Origin of the sequence: Stenotrophomonas maltophilia (assembly GCF_002799245.1) — a bacterium.
Taxonomy (GTDB): domain Bacteria; phylum Pseudomonadota; class Gammaproteobacteria; order Xanthomonadales; family Xanthomonadaceae; genus Stenotrophomonas; species Stenotrophomonas maltophilia_S.
The window spans coordinates 42,638-66,216 of record NZ_NEQV01000003.1; the positions used below are offsets into that span (position 1 = coordinate 42,638).

At 68.5% G+C, this 23,579-nt stretch carries 21 protein-coding genes; 9 read left to right on the forward strand and 12 right to left on the reverse strand.

Annotation, left to right across the window (positions count from 1 at the left end):
• Positions 1-3 precede the first annotated feature (3 nt).
• A complete protein-coding gene (locus tag B9Y64_RS11160) occupies positions 4-933 on the reverse strand; it encodes a LysR family transcriptional regulator (RefSeq protein ID WP_100440749.1) in 930 nt (309 codons plus the stop codon).
• Positions 934-1,025: 92 nt separating this feature from the next.
• On the opposite strand from B9Y64_RS11160, the gene B9Y64_RS11165 reads away from it, so the two are divergent.
• Positions 1,026-2,219, forward strand: coding sequence for an MFS transporter (locus tag B9Y64_RS11165; RefSeq protein ID WP_100440750.1), 1,194 nt, complete (start codon positions 1,026-1,028; stop codon positions 2,217-2,219).
• A gap of 356 nt (positions 2,220-2,575) precedes the next feature.
• Here B9Y64_RS11165 and B9Y64_RS11175 read toward each other — a convergent pair whose 3' ends face one another.
• Positions 2,576-3,229, reverse strand: a complete 654-nt coding sequence (locus tag B9Y64_RS11175) for a response regulator (RefSeq protein WP_100440752.1) — start codon at positions 3,227-3,229, stop codon at positions 2,576-2,578.
• On the reverse strand, positions 3,222-6,251 hold the full coding sequence (locus B9Y64_RS11180) for a sensor histidine kinase (protein ID WP_100440753.1): 3,030 nt from the start codon (positions 6,249-6,251) through the stop codon (positions 3,222-3,224). Before B9Y64_RS11180 ends, B9Y64_RS11175 begins: the two co-directional genes overlap by 8 nt.
• A 96-nt stretch (positions 6,252-6,347) precedes the next feature.
• Here B9Y64_RS11180 and B9Y64_RS11185 point away from each other — a divergent pair, with 96 nt between their 5' ends.
• The 7 genes from B9Y64_RS11185 to B9Y64_RS11215 all read left to right on the forward strand — a co-directional run bounded on the left by B9Y64_RS11185 (position 6,348) and on the right by B9Y64_RS11215 (position 13,124).
• The gene (locus tag B9Y64_RS11185; protein WP_100440754.1) at positions 6,348-6,680 is read left to right on the forward strand and encodes a hypothetical protein; all 333 of its coding nucleotides are present in this window, start codon (positions 6,348-6,350) and stop codon (positions 6,678-6,680) included.
• Between the two features lie 50 nt (positions 6,681-6,730).
• Entirely contained in the window at positions 6,731-7,174 is a 444-nt protein-coding gene (locus B9Y64_RS11190) for a helix-turn-helix transcriptional regulator (RefSeq protein WP_100440755.1), read from the forward strand.
• Complete coding sequence (locus B9Y64_RS11195) at positions 7,171-7,827, forward strand: hydrolase (protein ID WP_100440756.1); 657 nt, start codon at positions 7,171-7,173, stop codon at positions 7,825-7,827. Before B9Y64_RS11190 ends, B9Y64_RS11195 begins: the two co-directional genes overlap by 4 nt.
• Positions 7,828-7,829: 2 nt before the next feature.
• A complete protein-coding gene (locus B9Y64_RS11200; RefSeq protein ID WP_100440757.1) occupies positions 7,830-8,255 on the forward strand; it encodes a DoxX family protein in 426 nt (141 codons plus the stop codon).
• Between the two features lie 119 nt (positions 8,256-8,374).
• A complete protein-coding gene (locus tag B9Y64_RS11205; RefSeq protein ID WP_202909063.1) occupies positions 8,375-10,222 on the forward strand; it encodes an amidohydrolase in 1,848 nt (615 codons plus the stop codon).
• A complete protein-coding gene (locus B9Y64_RS11210) occupies positions 10,201-11,484 on the forward strand; it encodes an alginate export family protein (RefSeq protein WP_100440759.1) in 1,284 nt (427 codons plus the stop codon). The genes B9Y64_RS11205 and B9Y64_RS11210 overlap by 22 nt, the downstream gene beginning before the upstream one ends.
• Positions 11,478-13,124 (forward strand): MFS transporter, encoded by a 1,647-nt coding sequence (locus B9Y64_RS11215; RefSeq protein WP_100440760.1) that lies wholly within the window; start codon positions 11,478-11,480, stop codon positions 13,122-13,124. Before B9Y64_RS11210 ends, B9Y64_RS11215 begins: the two co-directional genes overlap by 7 nt.
• A 124-nt stretch (positions 13,125-13,248) precedes the next feature.
• Here the strand turns inward: B9Y64_RS11215 and B9Y64_RS11220 are convergent, their stop codons facing one another.
• Positions 13,249-14,073, reverse strand: a complete 825-nt coding sequence (locus tag B9Y64_RS11220; RefSeq protein WP_100440761.1) for an alpha/beta fold hydrolase — start codon at positions 14,071-14,073, stop codon at positions 13,249-13,251.
• 186 nt (positions 14,074-14,259) lie between these two features.
• On the opposite strand from B9Y64_RS11220, the gene B9Y64_RS11225 reads away from it, so the two are divergent.
• Entirely contained in the window at positions 14,260-14,646 is a 387-nt protein-coding gene (locus tag B9Y64_RS11225; protein ID WP_100440762.1) for a hypothetical protein, read from the forward strand.
• 75 nt (positions 14,647-14,721) lie between these two features.
• On the opposite strand, the gene B9Y64_RS11230 is transcribed toward B9Y64_RS11225, so the two are convergent.
• The 8 genes from B9Y64_RS11230 to B9Y64_RS11265 form a co-directional block, all read right to left on the reverse strand.
• On the reverse strand, positions 14,722-15,426 hold the full coding sequence (locus tag B9Y64_RS11230; RefSeq protein WP_100440763.1) for a DUF2968 domain-containing protein: 705 nt from the start codon (positions 15,424-15,426) through the stop codon (positions 14,722-14,724).
• 119 nt (positions 15,427-15,545) lie between these two features.
• Complete coding sequence (locus B9Y64_RS11235) at positions 15,546-17,699, reverse strand: TadG family pilus assembly protein (protein WP_100440764.1); 2,154 nt, start codon at positions 17,697-17,699, stop codon at positions 15,546-15,548.
• 8 nt (positions 17,700-17,707) lie between these two features.
• Entirely contained in the window at positions 17,708-18,169 is a 462-nt protein-coding gene (locus tag B9Y64_RS11240; RefSeq protein ID WP_100440765.1) for a DUF3613 domain-containing protein, read from the reverse strand.
• Positions 18,166-19,056: a Flp pilus assembly protein TadD gene (locus B9Y64_RS11245; protein ID WP_100440766.1), complete on the reverse strand. Its 891-nt coding sequence runs from the start codon at positions 19,054-19,056 to the stop codon at positions 18,166-18,168. Before B9Y64_RS11245 ends, B9Y64_RS11240 begins: the two co-directional genes overlap by 4 nt.
• Positions 19,056-19,991: a type II secretion system F family protein gene (locus B9Y64_RS11250; RefSeq protein WP_100440767.1), complete on the reverse strand. Its 936-nt coding sequence runs from the start codon at positions 19,989-19,991 to the stop codon at positions 19,056-19,058. The genes B9Y64_RS11245 and B9Y64_RS11250 overlap by 1 nt, the downstream gene beginning before the upstream one ends.
• Before the next feature lie 28 nt (positions 19,992-20,019).
• A complete protein-coding gene (locus B9Y64_RS11255) occupies positions 20,020-20,976 on the reverse strand; it encodes a type II secretion system F family protein (protein ID WP_100440768.1) in 957 nt (318 codons plus the stop codon).
• A 2-nt stretch (positions 20,977-20,978) separates the two neighbouring features.
• Complete coding sequence (locus B9Y64_RS11260; protein ID WP_100440769.1) at positions 20,979-22,328, reverse strand: CpaF family protein; 1,350 nt, start codon at positions 22,326-22,328, stop codon at positions 20,979-20,981.
• The gene (locus tag B9Y64_RS11265) at positions 22,313-23,569 is read right to left on the reverse strand and encodes an AAA family ATPase (protein ID WP_100440770.1); all 1,257 of its coding nucleotides are present in this window, start codon (positions 23,567-23,569) and stop codon (positions 22,313-22,315) included. The genes B9Y64_RS11260 and B9Y64_RS11265 overlap by 16 nt, the downstream gene beginning before the upstream one ends.
• Between the last annotated feature and the right edge of the window lie 10 nt (positions 23,570-23,579).

Sequence of the window (23,579 nt, forward strand, 5' to 3'; positions counted from 1 at the left end):
GCGCTAGCGCGGTGCCGGCCGCATTCCGTGCAGCTGTGGCAGCGCGGCCTTCATTGCATCGATGAAGGCGCGCAACCGTGGTGGCTGCTGGCGCGCGGCCGGAAATACCACGTGTACCGGCAATGCTGGTGCCTGCCAGTCCGGCAGCAGCTGCACCAGCCGCCCTTGTGCGAGGTCCTCGGCAACCAGCCACGCCGAGACCACGGCGGCGCCCAACCCGGCACGCGCAGCCTGCTGCACCACGAACAGGTTGTCGCTGAGCAGGCGCGGGCTGATCGACAGCGTATGCGCGCGGCCCTGTGCGTCATGCAGCAGCAGGCGTTCGCGGTAGTAGGTGACCAGTGAGATCCATGGCAGCGCCTGCGCCTGATCCGGTGTGCTGATCGCGGTGGCCTGCACCAGCGAGGGCGCTGCCACGACGATGCGCGGCACTTCGGCGAGCGGCAGTGCGACCATGCGCGGTTCGTCCACCGGGCCCACCCGTACCGCGCAGTCGATGCCCTCCGCGATGAAATCCGGGCGACGATCCTCAAGGATCCACTCCAGGCTCAGCTGTGGGTGCCGGGCGAGGAACGACAGCATGGTCGGCAGCAGCTGCGCCTGGCCAAAGGCATGCGGCACCATCACCCGCAGGCGTCCGCGCAGCGTTTCTGGTTCGCCCTGGAGTTCGGCCTGCAGCGACTCCCATTCGTCGACCACGCGTTGCGCATGGCGCTGGCAGCGCAGGCCATCTTCGGTCAGCTGCAGGCCGTGGGTGGAGCGCTGCAGCAGGCGCAGGCCGAGCTGCCGCTCCAGTGCCTGCAGGCGGCGACTGACCGTCGGCTGGGTGGTGCCCAGCTGCACGGCCGCAGCAGACAGGCTGCCGGCATCGACGATGCGCAGGAAGGTGCGCAGCAGGTCCAGGCGATCGGCGCCGGTGGCGAGGTCATTCATGCGTGTGGCGTATGTGATGTATGTGGTGGAGCCTACTACAGACGTTTGGTGAATACAGGCAGGATACGCCCACTTCCTCCGCTGGGCTCCCCATGTCTACCCCCTCGCTCTCCATCGCCGGCGCACCCGTGACCGCACCCTCCACCCCGCTGGTGCTGGCAATGGCGGCCGGCGCCGGCTTCTCGGTCGCCTCGCTCTACTACAGCCAGCCGATGCTGGGCCTGATCGCGCAGGACCTCGGCGCGGGCGAGCGCGCCGCCGGCCTGGTGCCGACCCTGACCCAGCTCGGCTATGCGCTGGGCATCCTGCTGCTGGCACCGCTGGGCGACCGCTTCGACCGCCGTACCCTGATTCTGTTGAAGTCCGCATTGCTGGCGCTGGCTCTGGGTGCCGCAGCGATGGCCGGGCACCTGCCGGGCCTGCTGATGGCCAGCCTGCTGGTCGGGCTGATGGCTACGCTGGCGCAGGACATCGTGCCGGCCGCTGCGGTGCTGGCGCCGGATGCACAACGCGGCCAGATTGTCGGCCGGGTGATGACGGGGTTGCTGCTCGGCATCCTGTTGTCACGCGTGGTCAGTGGCGTGGTGGCTGAAGCATGGGGTTGGCGCACGCAGTTCGTGCTGGCTGCGGTAACGGTGGCAGCGATGGGCGCGGTGATGGCGCGCGCGCTGCCGCGTTTCGCACCGACCAGCACGCTGCGCTATCCGGCGCTGCTGGGTTCATTGCTGGCGTTGTGGCGCGAACAGCCGCAGCTGCGCCGCGCGGTGGCCAGCCAGTCGCTGCTGGCGGTGGGCTTCAGCGCGTTCTGGTCGACGCTGGCGCTGATGCTGCATGCCCGCCTGGGCCTGGGCAGTGCAGCGGCGGGTGCGTTCGGTATTGCGGGTGCGGCCGGTGCGCTGGCCGCGCCGTTCGCCGGCCGTTTCGCCGATCGGCTGGGGTGCCATGCGGTGGCACGGCTGGCGATCGTGGTGGCGCTACTGGGCTTCGGCCTGCTGCTGGCCGAAGCCTGGTTGCCGCCCGCCGCGCTGCTGCCGCTGCTGGTGGTGGGTGCGTTGCTGTTCGACTTCGGGTTCCAGTCGGCGCTGGTGGCGCACCAGACGCTGGTCTACGGCCTGGTACCGCCGGCACGCAGCCGGCTCAATGCGCTGCTGTTCACTGGCGTGTTCATCGGCATGGCCGCCGGTGGCGCGCTGGGCAGCCTGGCGCTGGCGCAGTGGGGATGGCGCGGGGTGGCCTGGCTGGCGGTGGTGTGTGCCGGCGGCAGTCTGCTGCTGCGTTTGAAGTAAGGGGGTGTTCGGCAGGGCTTGCAGCCCTGCACCTGCTGGAAGCCGGAGCAACGGCAACAGCAACGGCGGGTTTCCTGTAGGTAGGCGGGGTGGGTCCGGTTGCGGGGGACGCTGTAAACCCCGCTCCGCGGTCCGGCCCAGCCGCTGGCGGCTGTGCGTTCGGGCGCTTGCGAAGCAGTGCTTCGCAAGCAAAGCGCCCTCACCCATGGGGGCTTGGCAGCGGCATCCATGGCGCTCACGCCCCCGCAACCGGATCCCCCCGCCATCCCACGCAAAGCCGCTTTTGCTGTTGAGGTTGCCGGCCAGCGGCCGGCACTACCGCGGGTGCAGGGCTGCAAGCCCTGCCCAGCACTCCCCTAATCGTGACCGCTGTCGTCCAGGCTGATGATGCCGCGCCGCAGCGCCTGGGTCACCGCATGCGTGCGGTCGCCGACGCCGAGCTTGTCCATCAGGCTCTTCATGTGCGCCTTCACCGTCTGCTCGGAAATCTGCATGCGCTCGCCGATGCGCTTGTTCGACAAACCACCGGCCACGTGCCGCAGCACTTCGGTCTCGCGGGGCGACAACCGGTCTTCAACCACGTGCGCGGCGATGCTGGCTGCCACGGCCGGCGGAATCGGCGCGCGGCGACCGCCCGCTACCATGCGGATCGTATCGACCAGCTCGTGGCGCAGCATGTCCTTCAGCAGGTAGGCACTGGCACCGGCCTGCAGCGCCCGCACCGCACGCACGTCACCGCGATAGGTGGTCAGCACGATGACGCGCGCACGCGGATCCATCGCGCGGATCCGCACGATGGCTTCAACGCCATCCAGGCGTGGCATCTGCAGGTCCATCAGCACCACATCCGGCTGCAGTTGCTGGTAGCGCGCGATGGCCTCCTCGCCATCGGCGGCCTCGCCGAGCAGGCGCAGGTCGGAATGGGCGCCCAGCAGCGCAGCCAGGCCGTCACGCAGCAGCGGGTGGTCGTCGACGACCAGTACGCCGATCGGGGCAGGGGATTCAGTCATGGCTCGCTCTACTCCAGGGCCAGCGCCAACGCGATGGGCGGCGGTGATACAGGCGACGGGCGGGAACCGCCAGCGCGACTTCGGTACCCAGCCCGGGGCGGGTCCATAGCTGCAGTTCCGCGCCGAGGCGCTGCGCGCGCTCACGCATGCCCTGCAGGCCCCAATGGCCATGGCCCGCATCCTCATCGGCGATGCCGACGCCATCGTCGCGCACGTGCAGCAGGAAGCAACGCGTACCGTAGGACAGTTCCACTTCAATGGCACTGGCATTGGCATGGCGCAACGCATTGCGGATGGCCTCGCGCCCGATCAGGAACACCTCTTCGGCCGCGTCGGCCTGCAGCGCTGGCGTCGCGCCTTCCACGGTCAGGCGCAGGGGATTGGTGCCGTGCCCGGCGTATTCGGCGTGCACATCGGCCAGCGCCGAAGCCAGGTCGCGGCCCGCGAACGGACCCTCGCGCAGCGCATTGACCCGCTCGCGGCCTTCGGCCAGGTTGCGTTCGGCCAGCTGCATCGCCGACTCCAGCTGGCTGCGCACCGGCTCCGGTGTCTGTGCTGACTGGCTGATCGCATGCAGGCGCAGGATCAGGCCCTGGCTACCCTGCAGCAGGGTGTCGTGCAGGTCGCGCGCGATGCGTTCGCGTTCGCCATTGCGTTCCTGCAGGCGCGCACGGAACAGCGCGGCCAGCTGCCCGCTGCGGATGCGCACTGCCATCACCAGCAGCGCAAGCACTGCGGCCGTGCACAGCAGCTTGAACCAGACGGTCTGCATGAAAGTGGGGGCGATGCGGAAGCTGCGGCTGGCCGGCGCGGTGCTCCAGATGCCGTCCTCGTTGGCGGCTTCCACCTCGAACCGGTAGTCGCCCGGTGCGAGGTTGGTGTAATACGCACGCGTGCTGCTGCCAGCGTCCTGCCAACCGTCATCGACACCGGACAGGCGGTAGCGGTAGCGGTTACGCTCAGGACGTGCCAACGACAGCGCCACGTAATCGATCTGCAGCTGGCTGGTGCCGGCCGGGAGGCGCAGGCCATCGCGCAGCGGCTCGTGCTCGCTGCCGTACAGCACCTCGCCGATGCGCACGCTGGGAACCATCTTGTTGACGTGCGAGCGGGTGGTGTCCAGCCAGGCCAGGCCCTGGTTGGTGGCCAGCCACAGCAGGCCATCGTCGGCCAGGGCAGCGGTGGCGATCGGTCCGCTCTGCAGGGCGATGCCGGGCATGCCGTCGATGGCATCGAACAGGCGTGGCGTGACCGGCAGTCCGCTGCGCAGGGCACGGCGCAGCAGCCCGCTTTCCATCCGCACCAGGCCACGGCTGCCGTTGAGCCAGAGGTGTCCATTGGCATCGGCGACCATGCCAGTGATGCCTTCCAGGACGCCGGCCATGTCGGTGCGCACCGGAACGAAATGACCATTGCCGATGCGCGCGGCCAGTCCGGCCTCGCCGGCGACCAGCAGCAGGTCCTGGTGATGCAGCATTGCGGTGATCGGCCCCACTGACAGGCCATGGCCGGCATCGAAGGTTTCGATGCGGGTTGCGTCCATCCGGCGCAGTCGGCCATCGGCATAGCCGAGCAGCAGCTGGCCATGGGCATCCAGCGCCAGCGATGAGCAGGCCTGCTCGGGCAGGCGGCTTTCGTGTTGCCAGCGGTCGTGCTGGTAGTGCAGCACCCCGCGTTCGCCGGTGCAGACCCAGGCCTGTCCGTCGTCGGGGAACAGAAGGGCATGCAGCGGCTGCCCGGTGAACGGGGGCGGCAGTGGGATCAAGGTGGTCTGGCCGGCTACGGTGCGCGCAAGGTTGATCCAGTCGAACTGCCAGATCGGCGCGGGTGCCTGGCGCGCGGCGGCCTGCAGCTGCGTGGCGCTGCCATCCAGCAGGGTGCGCCGCAGGTCGTAGGGCTTGAGATCTTCGCCATAGCCATACACGCGGCCGTCGCTGGCCCGCACCAGCGAGCGGTAGGGATCGCTCGGACCGACCGCCAGGGTGTGCACGCTGCGTGCGCGGAAGCGGTTGAGGCCGAGATTGGTACCCACCCAGAGATTGCCTTCGCGATCGACGATGATCGGTACCGCCGAGGTGGCGGTCAGGCCATGCGGTGAATCGAAGCGCTCCATGCGCACGGCCCGAGTGCCGTCGAAGGTGACGCGGGCGACGCCGCCGTGCGGGCTCATCGTGGCCCACAACGCACCGTCGGCGGTGAACTGCAGGCGCGCGGCGACCAGCTCCGGCAGCCGTCGCGCTTCGCGCTCGCTGTCCGGCAGCAGGCCCTGCGCGTTGGCCAGCGGTGAGGTGCCGCGCAGCCGGTCGGCCAGCCACACTTCGCCCTGCGGGCTTTCGGTGAGCGTCGCCATCTGCGAGACGGCGATGCCGGTGTCCTGGAAGGTTGCCTGGCCGGCAGTGCGCATCCAGACCTTCAGATCGGCCAGGACCCAGAAGGTGTCCCGGCTGTCGTGCAGCAGCCACTGCACACGGCGCTCCGGCAGCCCGGCACTGGCCGGCAGTGGCTGCCAGCGTTGTCCATCAAAGCGGCGCAGCCCGCCATTGATCGCCGCCCACAGCTGCCCCCCGCGATCCTGGCTGAAGTGCGGCACCACGCCGACCGGCACTCCCTGCGCGCGACCATAGCTGTGCAGCTGCCCATACGCAAAGCGGCTGATACCGGCCTGGAAGTAGCCGATCCACAGGGCGCCATCGCCGCCCTGCGCCAGCGTGACCATGTTGGTGGACGGGAAGTGGCTGCCGATGGGCGTCGCCTGCCGTTCGAAACGACGGCCATCGAAGCGGTACAGGCCCGAGCCGGTGGCCAGCCACAACAGACCGTCGCGGTCCTGGGCAATGTCCCAGATATCGCCGGGCGCACCCTGGCCGACGCGCCAGGCGGTGTGTTCGTAATCGGGCAGTCCTCCGCTCACCGGCGGGCGCTGCACGGCAAGCGCGGGCAGGGAGGTCAACAGCAGCAGGCACGTCAGCAGTGTCGGCAGGCGACACAGGAACGGGAAGGGGCGGCCACGCATGGCGCGCATTCTGGCAGGTGTGGGGCAGCCCGGGGTGACCCGAACGGGGTAGGCAGCGTGCGCCGACGTCGGCTATCACGCCGGCATGTCCGCTGGAGCCCCGCCATGCAGCGCCTGTTCGTGATGTTCCCCGACCGTGGTCCGGGCGTCGGCCTGTTATGGCTGAGGCTGTGCCTGGCCGCCGCGCTGTGCACGCCTGGCACGCATGCGGGCGGGTGGTCGGCGCTGTGCCTGCTGGCAGCGGCCATGCTCGTGCTGGGTGCGTTGACGCCTCTGGCAGCGCTGCTGGCGGCCGTGGGCATGTTCGCGCAGCGGGCGCCGTGGCCACTGGTGGTATTGCCAGTGGCGCTGTTGATGCTGGGCCCTGGTGCCTATTCACTGGATGCGCGCATGTTCGGGCGGCGCCTGCTCGGCCGTCGGCCTCCCCCATTCGGGTAGGTGCTGGCCTCGACCGACGGGGGTAGGGCATCGCGCAGCGGCCACGCACCATGGGGCACCCCCTCGCGGCGTCCCGCATGGCCTCCGTCTTTCCGCCTGATCCGCCCGCCGTGTCGCTGGCACCGCAGCAGGCCGCCGCATTGCAGCGCGCCCTGCACTATGTCGATGCACACCTGTCGCAGCCGCTGCGGGTATCCGAGCTGGCAGCGGCTGCCTGTGTCAGCCGCTTCCATCTGGTGCGTCTGTTCCGTACCGGTACCGGTGCCAGTCCACTGCGTTATGTGCGGCGTCGCCGCATCGAGCGCGCGCTGCAACTGCTGCCCGGCGCGCAGCTGCCGATGGCCTGCCTGGCCCAGCAGTTGGGCTTCTTCGACCAGAGCCATTTCGTCCGCAGCTTCCGCGCGGAGACCGGTTGCAGTCCCGGCCAGTTCCTGGCCGGTGATGCCGCCCTGTTGCTTCCCCCTGACCATGTTTCCCACGGAGTCCATCCATGAGCCTTGCCACCGCCACTCCCGCCCCGGCCCTGCTGTCGCCGACGGACCACGCTCTGGTGCTGATCGACTTCCAGTCGCAGATGGCGTTCGCCACCCACACCATCGACATCTCCGCGCTGCGCAACAACGTGTCGTTGATCAGCAAGGGTGCCAAGGCCTTCAATGTGCCGGTCGTGCTGACCACGGTCGCCGAGACGTCGTTCTCCGGCCCGATGTTCCCGGAACTGCCGCAGATCTTTCCGGGCCAGACGGTGTTCGACCGCACCTCGATGAACACCTGGGAAGACCAGCCGGTGATCGATGAGATCAACCGCATCGGCAAGCGCCGGCTGGTCATCGCCGGCCTGTGGACCAGCGTCTGCATCGTCGGCCCTGCGCTGTCGGCACTGGCGCAGGGCTTCGAGGTCCATGTGATCACCGATGCCTGTGGTGACGTCAGCGAGGAGGCCCACGAGCGCGCGATCACCCGCATGGTGCAGGCCGGTGCGGTGCCGATGACCAGCGTGCAGTACCTGCTTGAGCTGCAGCGTGACTGGGCACGCGGTGAAACCTACGATCTGACCACCGGCATCGCCCGCGACCATGCCGGCGGCTACGGCATCGGCATCCAGTACGCCAAGAGCATGTTCGGCGCGCAGGAAGGCGGCCACTGAGCATGGTTGCCGGCCATGGCCTCGACCTGGCCCTGCTGATGCTGCGCATGGCGGCAGGGGGCTTCCTGCTGCCGCATGCGCTGGGCAAGCTGTTCGGCTGGTTTGGTGGCCCGGGGCTGTCTGGTTTCGCCGCCGAGCTGCGCGGGTTCGGACTGCCGGCTGCTGGGCCGTTGCCGTTGCTGCTGGCCCTGCTGCAGGTGCTGTCCGGGCTGGGCGTACTGCTGGGATGGCAGACCCGCATTGCAGCGCTGGCGGCGGCCGCCTTCATCGGTTTCACCGTACTGTTGGCCCTGCCCAAGGGCTGGTTCTGGATGCGCGGCGGCAGCGAGTACCCGTTGATGTGGACCACGGTACTGCTCGCCCTCGCGCTGGCCGGCCCTGGCGCCTGGGCGCTGGATGGCCAACGCCTTCCGGGAGATTTCGCATGAGTCACGATCCACTCGATCACGGTCGCCGCAACATCGTGCTGGCCAGCGGTGCCGCCGTTGCGCTGGGGTTGGCCGGCCGCGCCGGTGCCGCACTCGATTCCACTTCCAAGGAGCGTCGCATGAGCACGCTGGTCATCCGCAATGCCCGCATCACCACGCTCGACCCGCAGCAACCGCATGCCCAGGCGCTGGCCGTGCAGGAAGGCCGCATCGTCGCCGTCGGCAGCGACGAGGAAATCATGTGCGGCTGGGGGAGTGAAGCGACCCTGATCGACGCGCAGGGCCGGCGCCTGCTGCCCGGCCTCAACGACAGCCATACCCACCTGATCCGCGGTGGCCTGAACTACAACCTGGAACTGCGCTGGGACGGCCTGCTTTCGCTCGGCGACGCGCTGGACATGCTGAAGGCCCAGGTTGACCGTACGCCCGCACCGCAGTGGGTACGCGTGGTCGGTGGCTTCACTGCCGCGCAGTTCAACGAGAAGCGCCTGCCGACGCTGCAGGAGCTCAACGACATTGCGCCGGATACGCCGGTGTTCCTGCTGCACCTGTATGACCGCGCACTGCTCAACCGTGCCGCGCTGCGCGCGTGCGGCTACAGCAAGGACACGCCGGACCCGCCGGGCGGGCAGATCGTGCGCGATTCGCTGGGCAACCCGACCGGGCTGCTGCTGGCCAAGCCCAATGCGCTGATCCTGTACGCCACGCTGGCCAAAGGCCCGCGACTGCCGATCGAATACCAGGCCAACTCGACGCGCCACTTCATGCGTGAACTGAACCGGCTCGGCATCACCTCGGTGATCGACGCCGGCGGTGGCTTCCAGAACTACCCCGAGGACTACCAGGTCATCGAGCAGCTGCATCGCGATGATCAGCTGACGGTGCGCATCGCCTACAACCTGTTCACCCAGAACAAGGGCAGGGAAGTGGACGACTTCCGTGGCTGGAGCGAAATCCTGCAACCGCGCCAGGGCGATGACCTGCTGCGCCACAACGGCGCCGGCGAGATGCTGGTGTTCTCGGCGGCCGACTTCGAACTGTTCAACGAGCCGCGCCCGGAGCTGCCGCCGGAGCTGGAGCCCGAACTGCACGACGTGGTGAAGCTGCTGGTCGAGAAGCGCTGGCCGTTCCGCATCCACGCCACCTACGACGAGAGCATCACCCGCATCCTGGATGTGTACGAACAGGTCAACCGCGAGGTGCCGTTCGATGGCCTGCACTGGTTCATCGACCACGCCGAGACCATCACCCCGCGCAACATCGAGCGCATCCGTGCGCTGGGCGGCGGCATCGCCGTGCAGCACCGCATGGCCTACCAGGGCGAAGCCTTCGTCGAGCGCTACGGCGTGCAGGCCGCGCGGCACACGCCGCCCGTGAGGCGGATGCTGGCCGAGGGCGTACCGGTCGGTGCGGGCACTGATGCCACCCGCGTGGCCAGCTACAACCCATGGGTGGCGCTGTCCTGGCTGGTGACCGGGCGCACCGTGGGTGGTCTGGCCCTGTATGGCGAGGAAAACCTGCTTGAACGCGAGCAGGCGCTGCGCCTGTGGACCCAGGGCAGCGCCTGGTTCTCCGGCGACGAGGCGGTGAAGGGCACCCTGAAAGCCGGCCAGCTGGCCGACTTCATCCTGCTCTCGGCCGATTTCTTCCGCGTCGACGATGCGCACATCGCCGACATCACCAGCGTGCTGACCGTGGTCGGTGGCCGCATCGTGCATGCCGACGGCGACTACGCAGGCCTGGCGCCGCAGCTGCCGCCGGCGATGCCGGACTGGTCGCCGGTCAACAGGTTCGGCGGCTACCACGTCGGCGGTGCCGCCACCGGATTGGCCGCCGCTCATCGCCACCATCACGGCGTGGCCTGCAGTGCGCATGGTGCTCACGGTCATGCCGCGCAGCACGCGGCGCCCACCGACGACCTGACCGCCTTCTGGGGCGCGATGGGATGCTCGTGTTTCGCGTTCTGAGCCTGGCGCTGCTGGCCGTGCCGTCGCTGGCGCAGGCCTGCGAGGGCGGCCGCTGCAGCGACGCCGGCAACGGCCAGCTGCAGCTGGACGCCTCGCTGCGCCTGCGTGGCCTGTACTACGACCCGACCCGGTTCGGCATCGGCGGCAGTGAAGATGGCTACGGCCTGCTGCGCGCGCTGGCCTCAGCCACCTATGTGGAGGACAGCTGGCAGGCAAAGCTGCAGGTGGGCGTGCATGCTGAGAATGGCAAGGCAGGCGGCCCGGGCCGCACCGACCGTGGCGCGTTGGATGTGCAGCAGGCGTACTGGCGCTGGCAGCGCGGTGGCGTCCATCTGCAACTCGGCCGGCAGGAAGCCGGTTATGGCAGCTCGCGGCTGTTGTCGGTGCGCGATGGACCGAACATCCGCCTGGCCTTCGACGGTGCGCGGCTGGGCTGGAAGGGTCGCCTCGGCACGCTTGACCTGATGGCGCTGCGGCCGGTGGAGAACCGGCCGGGTGCCTTCGATGATCGTGGCGAACACGGTGCCCACCTGTGGGGTGCCTATGCCACCACGGCACGCGGGCAGGGCGCGGGACAGTGGGATCTTTACCTGCTCGACTACCGCCGCGAAGGTGCGCGCTTCGCGGCGGGCTCCGGCATCGAACGCCGGCAGACCGTGGGTGCGCGCTGGTTCGGCCAGGCAGGTGCACTGGACTGGAACAGCGAGCTGGCGGCGCAGGGTGGCGAACTGCGAACGACCTTCGGCACGCTCGATATCCGCGCCTGGACGCTGGCTACCGATACGGGGTTGCGCTGGACGGAGCTGCCGCTGCAACCGCGGTTGGGGCTGAAGGCGGACATCGCCAGTGGTGATGGCAACCTGCATGACGGCCGCCTGGGAACCTTCAATGCACTGTTCCCGAAGTCGGCCTACTTCAGCGAGGCCAGCCTGCTGGCCCCGGCCAATCTGATGGACGTCCAGCCGACCCTGACCCTGCGCCTGCACGACGCGGTGACGACGGAACTGGGTGTACAGATGGCCTGGAAGCATCGCCGCGCTGACGCGGTCTACACCACGCCGGCGCCGCTGGTGGCGTTGCCGGGCAGCGCCGGTGGCGCGCGCCGCATCGGTAATCAGTACAAATCCGAAACCCGCTGGCAGGCCAGCGAACACTGGCAATGGCAGCTGCAGCTGGCCTGGGTCAATGCCGGTCCTGCACTGAAGCAGGCCGGCGGCCGGGACACGCTGTTCGCCTCGATCGTTGGAGCATGGCAATGGTGAACGCAACCGCGTCGCAACCCCCCGTACAGGCCGCAGGTGCGTGGTCCCCGCTGAAGATCCGGATGTTCCGCTCGATCTGGCTGGCGATCCTGGCCAGCAATATCGGCACCTGGGTGAACGACGTGGCCGCCGCCTGGGTGATGGCCGAACGTACCGGCTCGCCGTTGATGGTGGCCCTGGTGCAGTCGGCCACCACGGTACCGATCGTGCTGCTGGCACTGGCCGCCGGAACGCTGGCCGACATCGTCGATCGTCGCAAGTACCTGTTGGCGACCCAGGGCTGGATGCTGCTGGTCGCCGCCGTGATGGCGACGCTGACCGCGATGGACATGCTGACCCCGCAGCTGCTGGTGCTGCTGACCTTCTGCATGGGCTGCGGTGCGGCGATGGCGATGCCGGCGCAGGCCGCAATCGTGTCTGAACTGGTGCCGCAGCCGATGCTGGCTTCGGCGGTGGCGCTGAACTCGATCGGCATCAACATCGCGCGCTCGATCGGTCCGGCCATCGGCGGCGTGATCGTCGCCCAGCTCGGTGCGGTCTGGGCGTTCGGCTTCAACGCCATCACCTTCGCCGCGATGCTGTTCGTGGTGTGGGGTTGGAAGCGCGACCCGAAGCAGTCGAGCCTGCCGCCGGAAGGCTTCGGTGCTGGACTGAAAGCGGGCCTGCGCTACGCCAGCCGTGCCGGACGCCTGCAGGCGGTGCTGATCAAGTCGGTGGGCTTCTTCTTCTTCGCCGCGGCAATGAACGCGTTGCTGCCGGTGGTGGTGCGTGGGCAGATGCACGGTGGGGCGGGGCAGTACGGCATGCTGCTGGGCTGCATCGGGATCGGTGCGGTGGGCGGTGCGCTGCTGCTGCCGAAGCTGCGCGCACAGATGGATCGCGACCTGCTGGTGCTGCTGGCGACGTTGTCGCTGGCGTTGAGCCTGGTCGGGCTGGCGCTGACCCGTAGCTGGTACGTGCTTCCGGCGGTGATGCTGGTCAATGGCTTCGCCTGGATCACCGTGCTGTCGTCATTGCAGATTGCCGCGCAGACCGCGGTACCCGCATGGGTACGTGCGCGTGCGCTGGCCTTGTACATCATGGTGTTCTCGGCTGGCATGGCGGCCGGCGGACTGAGCTGGGGTGCGCTCGCACAGCGTACCTCGCCGGAACTGGCGTTGCTGGTGGCTGCCGCGGGCGCGGTGATTGGGGGGCTGCTGGTGTGGCGCGTGCGCATCGCCGGTACCGAAGACCTGAACCTGAGCCCGGCCGGTCACTGGCCCGCCCCCGAGCTGTCGGTGCCGGTGTCGAACGATCGCGGCCCGGTGCTGGTCACCATCGAGTACCGCATCGAGGATGGTGATCGCGCTGCGTTCCAGGCGCAGATACGCGCGTTGGGCGCGATCCGTCGCCGCGATGGCGCGGTGGTCTGGGGCGTGGTTGAGGATGTGGCCAGCCCGGGCATCCACCTGGAGTATTTCGTGACCCCGTCCTGGCTGGAGCACCTGCGCCAGCACGAGCGCATCACCGCCGACGACAAGGCGATCCAGGAAGTGCTGCGTGGATTGCACCGGGGTGAGCGTGCCCCGGTGGTGCGCCACTTCGTGGGTGGGCATGACCCACTGCCTGCCGCTGTGCCACATCACCACAGCGACATCTGACCCTCCGGTGGTAGAGCCGGCCGCTGGCCGGCTGCGGGTGATCGCGATGGACTGATCGGGTTGCCGGCCAGCGGCCGGCACGACCGAAGGGGCGGCGGCACCGGTACGGTGCAGCCGCGGCACATCAACCGCGTGCGAACGCCAGCAGGTCGGCGTTGAACTGCTCGGCGTGGGTGACGGTCAGGCCGTGCGGTGCACCGGCGTATACCTTCAGTTCGGCACCCGTGATGATCTGCGAGGACAGCTTGGCCGAGGCGTCGAAGGGGACGATCTGGTCGTCGTCGCCGTGTACCACCAGTGCCGGCACGTCGATCTTCTTCAGGTCCTCGGTGTAGTCCACTTCCGAGAATTCGTGCACGCAGTCGTACTGGCCCTTGACGCCACCGAGCATGCCCTGCAGCCAGAACGAATCACGCATGCCCTGGGTGACGGTGTTGCCGTCGCGGTTGGCGCCGAAGAACGGGGTGGTCAGATCCTTGAAGAACTGCGAACGGTCGCCGCCGGTACCCTTGCGGATTCCATCGAAGACCTGCAGCGGGGTGCCGGCCGGGTTGCCAGCGGTCTTCAGCATCAGCGGCGGTACGGCGCCAACCAGCACCACCCTGGCCACGCGCTTGCTGCCGTGGCGACCAATGTAGTGGGCCACTTCGCCGCCACCGGTGGAATGGCCGACCAGGATCGCGTCCTTCAGGTCCAGCGCTTCGATCACCGCGGCCAGGTCATCGGCGTAGGTGTCCATGTTGTTGCCATCCCAGGTCTGGCTGGAGCGACCGTGGCTGCGACGATCATGGGCGATCACGCGGAAGCCGTTCTGGCCCATGAACAGCATCTGCGGGTCCCAGGCATCGGAAGACAGCGGCCAGCCGTGGGCGAACACGATCGGCTGGCCGGTACCCCAATCCTTGTAGAAGATGCGGGCGCCGTCGGCGACGGTGACGAAGTTGCTCATTGCAGGTTCCTTGGCGGAAGGGAGGGAAGGCACCGGCAGGCTGCCGGTGCCTCCGGCAGTACAGCGCAGGGGTCGGCAACGGGCTTGCACCGCTGTGCTGGATTGCAAGGGATGTGACGCATATCGCTCTGGCACGACCTGTGTCGTGCGCCGAGGATGTCCACAGCCTGCCTGTGGAATGCCCGGATGCCTGCCACGCGATGGTCACTGACGCTGTGCCTGCTGTTGCCGATGACGGTGGAAGCGCAGACCCACGTCTACAAATGCGTGGATGGGCCGCATCCGGTCTACCAGCAGACACCCTGCCAGGGGCGCGCCGCGTGGCGCTGGGATGTCCCGGCGGAGCAGTCATTGTCCCGCGGTGCGGTGGTTCCAGTAGTCACGCCATCGAAGCCGTCGCGTCGCCAGCGGCGTGTCGCCCGGGCACAGGGCGCGCTGATCACGATCAGCACGGATGCGGCAGCCTGCGAGCGTGCCCGGCGCCAACGCGAGCAGGCGCTGCTCAAGCGCCGGCGGCTGGATTTCGTGCAGCGCCGGCAGCTGGATGACGCCGTCTACGCGGCATGCCAGTGAGGTGGGGGCGAAGAGTGCTGAAAACGACAACGGCGCCGTAGGGCGCCGTCGCGTGGAATGCCGTGAGCGCAGGTCTCAGCGACCGTCGCTGGCGGCCGCCGGTGCGGGCAGGCTGTCCGGCTTGGGCAGGCTCAGTTCCGGGTTGCCCTGCTCGGCCTGCAGGATCTGGATGCGGCGCTGCAGGGCGTCCAGCTGGCTGTTGGTGCTCTGCACATCGGTGCTGAGGCTTACTGCCTGCTGCTGGGCCTGTTGCAGGGCGGCGCTGACCTGGGCCGACTGCGCCTGCTGCTGTTCCATTTCCTGCTGCAGGGTGCGCAGGCGTTCCTCGTTGTAGGCCACCAGGCGCTCGGTGTAGCGCTTGCCGGCTTCAAGGCGGGTGGTGTCGATGTAGACCTGGGCCAGCTGCTCGGACTGCTGCGCGAAGGTGCGGTACACACGCTCTGCGTTGTCCACCGCGTCGGTCTTGATCACCCGCCAGAAGTTCTTCTCCTGGAACAGGGCGACGTAGTAGGTCAGGGTGTTGGCATTGAACAGCAGGCTGGCGCCGTAGTTGCCGTTGTAGGTGGTGCGCAGCTCGGTCAGCTGGCGCGAATCCATCAACTGCTTGAGTTCGTCCACGGTGTTGCGCACCACCGGCGCGCTGCGCGCCGGTTCGGCTGCAGCCTCACGGTCGCCACGTGCGGCCATCGCCGCCGGTGGCACCAGCATCATGGCCACGGCCAGCACTGCCGCGCTGCGCGCGTGCCGGGCGAAGACCGCGGCCCCTGAAGTTTCTCGCATGTCTAGACCATCCACGGATGAGTGTGGGTTGAGATGAAGGTGGTTCCCCGCCGGGAGTCTAGCATGGGCGCGGGCGCCGCCAAGGGCGCCCGTCACGGCTCGATTTCAATAGACCAGCTTCAATAGACCAGCTGTGCGGCGCTGCACTGGATCGACTGCACGTTGACGTCGGTCCGGCCCAGTTCCAGGCCCAGCACGCTGGCCAGCAGATTGGTCAGCAGGGTGCCGACACTGTTGAGCACCGGCCTCAGCGCGGCCAGGATCGGCTTCAGCAGGGTGCACAGCAGGCCGCTGCAGCTGACACTGCCGTCGGGGTTGGTGACGCCGCTGCCACCGGCGCCATCGAGGAAACCCGCCGGCGCGGTCTGGATGTACGACGCCAGGTTGTTGCGCACGCAGCCGTTGTAGTCGATCAGGTTGCCGAGCAGGCTGTCGCAGCGGTTGATCAGCAGGCCGCCGACCAGCGAGCCGAGCAGGCCGTCGAGGACGCCCAGGCCCTGGCCGGTGACCGTGACTCTGAGCGCATCCCAGACCTGGCCATCCTTGTGGCAGGTGGCCAGGTTGAGCAGGCCGCACGCATAAGGCAGGCCGCCTGGCACGGTCCAGCTGTTGAGCGGTGCCAGCTGCCGGCTGGGATCGCCATCACGCAGCAATGGAATCAGCTTGTCGACGTCGTAGCGGGTGTTGGGTGGAAAGGCCGCCTGCAGATAGCGATCGGCCAGCGCCTTGGCGGTGTCGTTGGCGCTCATGCCCTGCTTGGGTGAGCTGAGCATGCCCGACAGCACGCGCAGCAGTTCGTTGACCAGGCTCGACACTGCGTCACCGATCGCGAGCGGATTGATCCGGGTCGAGCCGGTCTCGCCGGCGGCCAGGGTCAGGTTCTGCGTGCTGGTCAGGGCGGGCAGGGTGATCTTGTCGTTGATCAATGGCTGGCCCAGCAGCTTCAGCAGCTGTTCGTTCTGCAGCGTGGCGTCGCAGACATTGTTCTTGGAGAAGCGCTGTGCCGGATCAACGTTGCCGACGCAGGCACGCAGCACCGAGGAATCGACCTGGATGGTGGCCTTGGGTGGGCTGGCGCCGCACTGGATGCCGGTCAGCGTGCCCATGCCATTGGCCACATCGACGTGCAGCGGCAGGTGCAGGCGCGTGCCGAGCAGGTTCAGCAGCGGCCCCAGCGCGAACAGGTTGTTGCTGTCCACGTCCACCATCAGCCGTACCTGTGCGTTGTAGGCACGGCTGCCGACACCGCCGATGGCGATCGATGGCGGCTCGACCACGCCGGCCTGGATCTTGATGCCCAGCAGGTCCAGTCCCTTGACGGCTATGCCGTTGCCATCGTTGGCGATGGAGATCGCGGTGCTGATCAGGTTGAGCACGTTGATCTGTGATTCCAGTGCGCTGCCGACGGTACCGTCGGGCGAGACAACCTCTGCGAACAGGCCACCGCCGCCGGACTGGCTGCCGAGCACGATGTTGAGCTTGTTGATGTCCAGCTGGGTGGCGACCAGGTCGGACAATGCCCGCAGCTGTACGCCCACGGTGGAGTCACGGCCGACCACGGTGGCGGTGGCATCGACCAGCTGCGCCAGCGAAATCTTGTTGACCGACAGCAGGCGGTTGAAGTCGGCCACGCTGAGGTTGGCGCTCACCGGAATGTTGAGCGCCTTGAGCAGGCCGGATGGGGTGACGTTGGCCTGCGCCAGCCCGTCATAGGACAGCACCGTGGCATTGGTGACGTCCAGCCCGACCAGGCGCAGGGTCGACAGCAGCACGGAATCGCCATTGGTCCGCAGCAGCTGCGAGCCGACCGCGAACACCGCAGTGGGTTCGGCGCGGCGCGCCACGGCCTGCACGCTCACGGTGGGCAGGCTGGCGTTCTGTCCGAAGAAGGGCAGCACGCTGCGCTCGGCGATCACCTGCACCGCATTGCGCGGGTTGCTGGCATCGACGCTGGTGACGAAACGGTTGCCGGTGCCGCGGCTGGCGCTCCAGTTCCCGCAGCGGATCTGCAGGGTACCCGCGAACCTGTTCTGGGCCAGCGCGTTCTGCCGGGCCGCGCTGTTGTCGCTGTTGTCCGAGCTGCACAGCTCCAGCCGCTGTGCGCCGGCCAGCGCGGCCAGGTCGGCCACCTTCTGCGCATCACGCTTGGCCCAGAACAGATAGCCGATCTCGATCAGGCCCAGCATGGCCAGCAGCGCCAGCATGACCAGCATCATCGTGACCGACATGCCGCCGCGTGCGCGGCTGAAACTGAACTGGCGTGGGCGTTTCATGGCCGACCTCAGCGTCCGGAGGAAGAGGCGTCCTTGGACCGGGCAACATCGGTCTCAAAGAAGTCCGGGATCTCGTGTTCAAAGCTTTTCAGGTAACGCGCATAGCTCAACGTGGCCTGGTCACCCAGGATCGGCAGGCGCTGGCCGGCCCGCTGTCCGGACGCCTGCAGGCGAAACAGGTTGCGGGTGACCTCGCCGCTCTGCGCGCGCGTGTGCGGTGCTGCCGGCGGTGCAATGCCGGTTGCAGGGGGTGCCGGTTGCGTCGCAGCGACCTCGGCGGATGCGGCAGGTGCGGCCAGCTCCACGGTGGGAAGCGGCTCGGCCTGCATCGGCGCGGCGACCGCTGCCGGCGGCACGGGGCCACCGAGCATCTGTCCGGTCAATGGCTGTTGCTGTGCCTGCACGGCACCGGCAACAAGCAGGCAGGACAGCACAGGCAACAGGCGTCGGATCAGGCGCATCGCAGTCATGGTGTGCTTCCGGTCGGTTGATCGGTGGTACTGAAGCGCTCCAGCATCGACGGTGGCAGGCGCTGGGGATCACGCGCGTCGCGCAGGTCGCGGCGTGGTTCGGCGGCCAGCCGTGCACTGCCCGATGCGCGAGCACTGCTTTCGATGCTGGCGGTGCGCGCAGGCGCGGATGCGTTGGCGGGGGCAGCGGCCTGCCGCTGCTGCAGGCGCGCGCGGATCTGCTGGGCCTGCTGCTGGATGCTGCGGCGGGTTTCCTCGGTAAGGTTGGCCTGTACCGCCAGGCGCTCCGCCGTGGCCTGGTCGCCGCGCAGTACCGCCCAGAGTGCGAGATTGGCCGTGGCCTTGGCGTTGCCAGGGGAAAGTTCCAGGGCCTTGGCCAGCGGTTCGCGGGCCTGGTCGAACTGGCCCGCGCGCAGCCGTGCATAGCCAAGGTCGCCCAGGTAGTCGGTGTTCAAGGGCTGCAACTGCGTGGCGCGCGCCAAGGCCTGTTCGCTACCGGCATCGTCGTCGCGGCGTGCGGCGATCAGGCCCAGGCCATGGGCGGCAGCAGCGCCCTCGGGCCCGCTGGAAAGCTCGCGATACAGCGCGGCCGCTGCGTCGGCCTGGCCGGTCTCACGCAGTGCGTCGGCCTGCAGCAGGCGCAGGGCGGGACGATCACCATAGCGCTGGCGGAAGGCCTCGACATGGGCCAGCGAGGCATACCAGGCGCCCTGCTGCTGCATGCGTTCGATCAGCTCCAGATAGGCGTTGCGGCTGTCCTGCGGATCGGGTTCGGGCGGCGCAAGGCTGGGCGCCTGCACGTACTTCGGGGTGGTCGAGGCGCAGCCACTGGCCAGGGCGGCGAGGGCGGCGGCAAGCAGCAGGCAGGAGGTGCGCAGGGCAGGCATCAGGGCGATCCCATCTTGGACATGGTGGTGGCCAGCGCGACCAGCGCTGGACCGGCAAGCACCAGCATCAGTGCCGGCAACAGGGTCAGCATCATCACGACGGTCATCTTCACCGAGAGCTTGCCGACCTTTTCCTTCAACGTGTTGCGGCGCTGTTCGCGCAGGCGGATGCTGAACTGGCGCAGCGGTTCCTGCACCGCGCCGCCGTGCGCATGCACCTGCAGGATCAGCTGCATCAGGCTGGTCAGGTCGTCATCGGCGTAGACCTCGCTCAATCGCCGCAGTGACTGCGCACGGGTGCGGCCGTGGGTATAGGCCACATTGGCTTCCTGCAGTTCACCGCCCAGTACCGGCAGCGCATCGCGCAGCTTGTCGCCCAGCGTCTGCAGGCTCTGGTCCATGCTGAAGCCCACGCCCTGCAGCAGGCGCAGCAGGTCGATCAGCAAGGGCAGCTCATTCTCCACCGCGCGGCGGCGGCGCTTGACCCACGACGACAGCACGAACTTGGGCAGCAGCAGCCCGGCCGCCAGCGCACCGATCACCACCATCACCCTGGCCAGCCCGTGCGCGCTGCTGAACGCCAGCGCCAGGGCCAGCACCAGCAGCGCAAGCAGCAGGCGCAGGCCGAGATAGATGGCGGTGCCACGGCGCGTGTTCCAGCCGGCCAGGTCCAGCAGCAGCTTGTCCTCGTTGGCCAGCAGTGCGGCCTCCAGGCGGCCACCACTGAGCGAGCGGCCGAAGCGCTCGATCCAGCCCAGCGAGTCGCGGCGCGTGGCCTCGGTGTCGCGGGCCTCCTCCCGCGGCTGCAGGGCGGTTTTCAGCGTCGCCGAGGTGCGGTGCTCGCGATGGCTGCGCACCCAGCCGGCAATGCCGAGCAGGGCGACGCCGGCTGCCAGCACCAGCAGCGAAAGGGCGAACCAGGCGCTGGCACTCATCGGGCACCTCCGTGGTGGTTGCCGGCGGTCATAGCGATTTGGCCAAGCGGTACAGCAGGAACGCCCCGAGCAGTTCCAGGCCCAGCGCGATCAGCAGGATCCTGTGGCCGAGCGGGTCGTGCAGCACCGGCTGGAAGAATGCCGGGCTGGAGATCGCCATCAGCACCGCACTGGCCGGTGGCAGCAGCCCCAGTACCCAGGCCGACATGCGCGTTTCCGAAGTGGTGGCCGCCAGTTCCTGCTGGGCCTGTTCCAGGTCGCGCATGAAGTCGCCCATGCGTTGCAGGATCTGGTCGGCGCGGCCGCCGATGCGCACGCTCACCCCGATCACCACCGCCAGCACCTTCAGCACGTCCATGCGATACGGCTGCGCTGCCAGGCTCAATGCGCGGTCCAGGTCCATGCCGCTGCGCGCATAGCGCACCGTGGTGTCGAGCAGGCCGCGCAGCGGCGCGCTGGTCTGCATCGAAGACACCTGGAACGCCGCCTGCAGGCTGTTGCCCAGCGCGGTGAGGCGGACCAGGTTGTCGAGGAAGTCCGGCATCTGGTGCAGCAGCTGCGCACGCAGCTTCGTGATCCGGCGCATCACCCACAGCCAGCAGCCCAGCAGGTACAGCAGCAGGGTCAACGGAAACATCCAGGCCGTGCCCAGCCGCATCGCCGCGACCACCGCAAGCACCAGTCCGGGCACCAGCAGCATCAGGGGCAGCTTCCAGCCCGGCTGCAGGCCGGCACGCTGCAGGACGCCGTCCCAGGGCAGTACGCGGTTGCCACTGCTGGCGGGGCGGGCCGAATCGTTGGCCGCAGCAACCGCAGGCGCGGCCGGTACCGTACTGGCCGCGCTGCCGCGCGCCAGCTGCTGCTCGGCATGCTGCAGCGAGGCCTGGCGCTGCTCACGGCTGCTGGCACTGCCCCACAGCCAGACGGCCAGCGCCAGCAGCACCGAGATGATGCTCAACACGCCCAGCAGCAGGCCGGTGCCCATGCTCAGAAGTCCCCGTAGAGTGATTCGCGCAGCTGCTGGCGGAACGGCTCCAGCTTGTGCGAATGCGGATGGAAGCCCAGGCCGATCCAGCGGTCGGTCTCGCGGCCGGTGCCATCGATCTGCACCTCGTGGCGGAACATCTCCTGGGTGGTGATCAGGTTGTCACTGACCCCGGTGATCTCGGTGATCGAGACCAGCACCCGGCGTCCGCTGCCCAGCCGCGAGATCTGCACGATGAAATCAATGGCGCTGGCGATCTGCCGGCGCAGGCTGTCCTCGCTGCCCTGGAAGCCGGCAAAGCCGGCCAGCATCTCGATGCGGTACAGGCAGTCGCGCGGTGTGTTGGCGTGGATGGTGGCCATCGACCCGTCGTGGCCGGTGTTCATCGCCTGCAGCATTTCCAGCACTTCGGCGCCACGTACTTCGCCGACCACGATGCGGTCCGGGCGCATGCGCAGGCTGTTGCGCACCAGGTCGCGGATGCTGACCGCGCCCTGGCCCTCGGCGCCGCCGATGCGGCTTTCCAGGCGCACCACGTGCGGATGGTTCAGCGAAAGCTCGGCGGTGTCCTCCACGGTGATGACGCGCTCGTTGGCCGGCACATAGCTGGCCAGGGCATTGAGCAGCGAGGTCTTGCCCGAGCTGGTGCCGCCGGAGACCAGGATGTTGCAGCGGCCCAGGACCATCGCCTTCAGCAGTGCCTGCATCGGTGCGTCGAAGGTGCCTTTGGCGAGCAGCTCGTCGGGGGTGAACGGGTCCTTGCGGAACTTGCGGATGGACACCATCGGTCCGTCCACCGCCAGCGGCGAGATGATCGCGTTGAGGCGGCCACCGTTGGGCAGGCGCGCGTCGACCATCGGGTTGGAATCATCCAGCCGGCGGCCAAGCGGCGCGAGGATGCGACGCAGGATGCGCAGCAGGTGGGTGTCATCGGTGAAGCGCTGGGTGGCGCGCTTGAGCTGGCCGCCCTGCGAAACGTGCACGTCCTTGAAGCCGTTGATCAGGATGTCTTCAATGGAAGGGTCGTGCAGCAGGTCGTCCAGCGGGCCGAAACCGGTCAGCTCCTTGACCAGGCCCTCGGCCACCACCTGCATCTCTTCCTCGTTGATCGGGATGCGCCACTCCTGAATGAAGCCCACGGTCTGCACCTGTACCCAGCGGGCGATGGTGTCCGGGGCCCAGGAATCGATGTCGATGCGCTCGTCCTCGATGCTGTTGAGCAGATGCTCATGCGCTGCCGACAGCACCTTCTGGTACTGCTCGGTCTGCGCGAACGGCAGGTGGCCCGGAGTGCTTTCGGGCAGCACCGGGCGGGCAACGGCATGCGGGAACGGGGTTACCTTGTCTTCCATTGCGATCCACCCAGGGCAAGGGAGAGTCTTTCCCGCAGGCCATGCGGCTGGACCGGGCAGGCGGCCGGATCCAGGCGTGACACGAGCGGGGCGAGGGCACGCAGATAGGGGTCGCGCGGCGCATCCTGCAGCAGCAGGTGGCCCTGGCTGGCGGCCAGGCGCACGCGTGGCCGTTCGGGCAGCGTCGCCAGCAGCGGTACTTCGAAGCGGCGCGCGATCTGTTCCGGGCTCATGCCGCTGCTGTCGTCGTGGCGGTTGATCACCAGCTGCAGGCGCTTCTCGCGCTCGCGCTGGCCCGACAGGTGCTTCAGCGCCTGGTCCAGCGACACCAGCGTGGCGATCGAGGCATCGGTGACCAGCCAGATCTCGTCGGCCTGGTCCAGCAACAGCGGCGGCAGTTGCCGCAGCGGGCAGCCGCCGGCATCGCACAGTACGCTGGCAAACACACCGCGCAGGCGCTGCAGCAGCGCGCCGGGGTCGGACGGCGGAACGGCGTCGCTGCCGCCGGCACGATCCAACAGCACCAGCCCGGAATCATGGCGGGCCATGGCGGTGCGGGCGAGGGTGGCATCGATGCGGCTGGCGTTGCGCAGTGCGTCTTCGTAGTGGAAACGGCTGTCGAGATTGAGATACAGGGCGAGGTCGCCGGACGGCTGTGCCAGTTCCATCAGCAGGCCGTCCTGCTGCAGTGCTTCGCCCTGGGCCAGTGCCCGTGTCTGCTGCGCCAGCACCGAAAGATGCGCGGCCAGGGTACTGGTACCGACGCCGGCGCGCACGCCCAGCAGCACGATCAGGCGCGCCTTGTGCGCGTGCTGGGCAACCGCGGCCGGGCGCGGTGACAGGGCACGCCGCAGGGCCGCTTCGATGCCGGTGTTGTCGCTGTCCAGGTCCAGCACATCGCGCAGGCCAGCGCGCAGCGCGATCACCACGCCTTCAACCTGGCCGGCGCTGGTTGCGCCGACCGCGACCAGGGGCAGGTCCGGCTGGGTCTGCTGCAGCTGCTGTGCCAGTACGCTCGACGCGGCCGCATGCTCGGGCCGGAAGTCGAGCAGCACCAGGCTCTGCGGGCCGCGTTGCAGGTCCTGCGCGGAGGTGGGAGCGTTGCTGTCCTGCCAATGCAGGGTGGTGCTCGGCGGCAGCTTGGCAGCCAGCCGGGGCAGCAGTTCGCGATCCATGCCATACAGGACCAGGTTCATCGGGGGTCCTTGTGGATGCAGCGGCTGGGCAGTGGCGTAGGGCATGGGCGTGGTA

Bases quoted from the DNA above. Each gene is read 5' to 3' on its own strand.
- B9Y64_RS11200 (WP_100440757.1), top strand. From the start codon at position 7,830: ATGGTTGCCGGCCATGGCCTCGACCTGGCCCTGCTGATGCTGCGCATG.
- B9Y64_RS11245 (WP_100440766.1), bottom strand. From the start codon at position 19,056: ATGCCTGCCCTGCGCACCTCCTGCCTGCTGCTTGCCGCCGCCCTCGCC.
- B9Y64_RS11235 (WP_100440764.1), bottom strand. From the start codon at position 17,699: ATGAAACGCCCACGCCAGTTCAGTTTCAGCCGCGCACGCGGCGGCATG.
- B9Y64_RS11210 (WP_100440759.1), top strand. From the start codon at position 10,201: ATGCTCGTGTTTCGCGTTCTGAGCCTGGCGCTGCTGGCCGTGCCGTCG.
- B9Y64_RS11160 (WP_100440749.1), bottom strand. From the start codon at position 933: ATGAATGACCTCGCCACCGGCGCCGATCGCCTGGACCTGCTGCGCACC.
- B9Y64_RS11225 (WP_100440762.1), top strand. From the start codon at position 14,260: ATGCCTGCCACGCGATGGTCACTGACGCTGTGCCTGCTGTTGCCGATG.
- B9Y64_RS11205 (WP_202909063.1), top strand. From the start codon at position 8,375: ATGAGCACGCTGGTCATCCGCAATGCCCGCATCACCACGCTCGACCCG.
- B9Y64_RS11195 (WP_100440756.1), top strand. From the start codon at position 7,171: ATGAGCCTTGCCACCGCCACTCCCGCCCCGGCCCTGCTGTCGCCGACG.
- B9Y64_RS11175 (WP_100440752.1), bottom strand. From the start codon at position 3,229: ATGACTGAATCCCCTGCCCCGATCGGCGTACTGGTCGTCGACGACCAC.
- B9Y64_RS11240 (WP_100440765.1), bottom strand. From the start codon at position 18,169: ATGACTGCGATGCGCCTGATCCGACGCCTGTTGCCTGTGCTGTCCTGC.
- B9Y64_RS11185 (WP_100440754.1), top strand. From the start codon at position 6,348: ATGCAGCGCCTGTTCGTGATGTTCCCCGACCGTGGTCCGGGCGTCGGC.
- B9Y64_RS11220 (WP_100440761.1), bottom strand. From the start codon at position 14,073: ATGAGCAACTTCGTCACCGTCGCCGACGGCGCCCGCATCTTCTACAAG.
- B9Y64_RS11255 (WP_100440768.1), bottom strand. From the start codon at position 20,976: ATGGGCACCGGCCTGCTGCTGGGCGTGTTGAGCATCATCTCGGTGCTG.
- B9Y64_RS11230 (WP_100440763.1), bottom strand. From the start codon at position 15,426: ATGCGAGAAACTTCAGGGGCCGCGGTCTTCGCCCGGCACGCGCGCAGC.
- B9Y64_RS11165 (WP_100440750.1), top strand. From the start codon at position 1,026: ATGTCTACCCCCTCGCTCTCCATCGCCGGCGCACCCGTGACCGCACCC.
- B9Y64_RS11265 (WP_100440770.1), bottom strand. From the start codon at position 23,569: ATGCCCTACGCCACTGCCCAGCCGCTGCATCCACAAGGACCCCCGATG.
- B9Y64_RS11250 (WP_100440767.1), bottom strand. From the start codon at position 19,991: ATGAGTGCCAGCGCCTGGTTCGCCCTTTCGCTGCTGGTGCTGGCAGCC.
- B9Y64_RS11190 (WP_100440755.1), top strand. From the start codon at position 6,731: ATGGGGCACCCCCTCGCGGCGTCCCGCATGGCCTCCGTCTTTCCGCCT.
- B9Y64_RS11180 (WP_100440753.1), bottom strand. From the start codon at position 6,251: ATGCGCGCCATGCGTGGCCGCCCCTTCCCGTTCCTGTGTCGCCTGCCG.
- B9Y64_RS11260 (WP_100440769.1), bottom strand. From the start codon at position 22,328: ATGGAAGACAAGGTAACCCCGTTCCCGCATGCCGTTGCCCGCCCGGTG.
- B9Y64_RS11215 (WP_100440760.1), top strand. From the start codon at position 11,478: ATGGTGAACGCAACCGCGTCGCAACCCCCCGTACAGGCCGCAGGTGCG.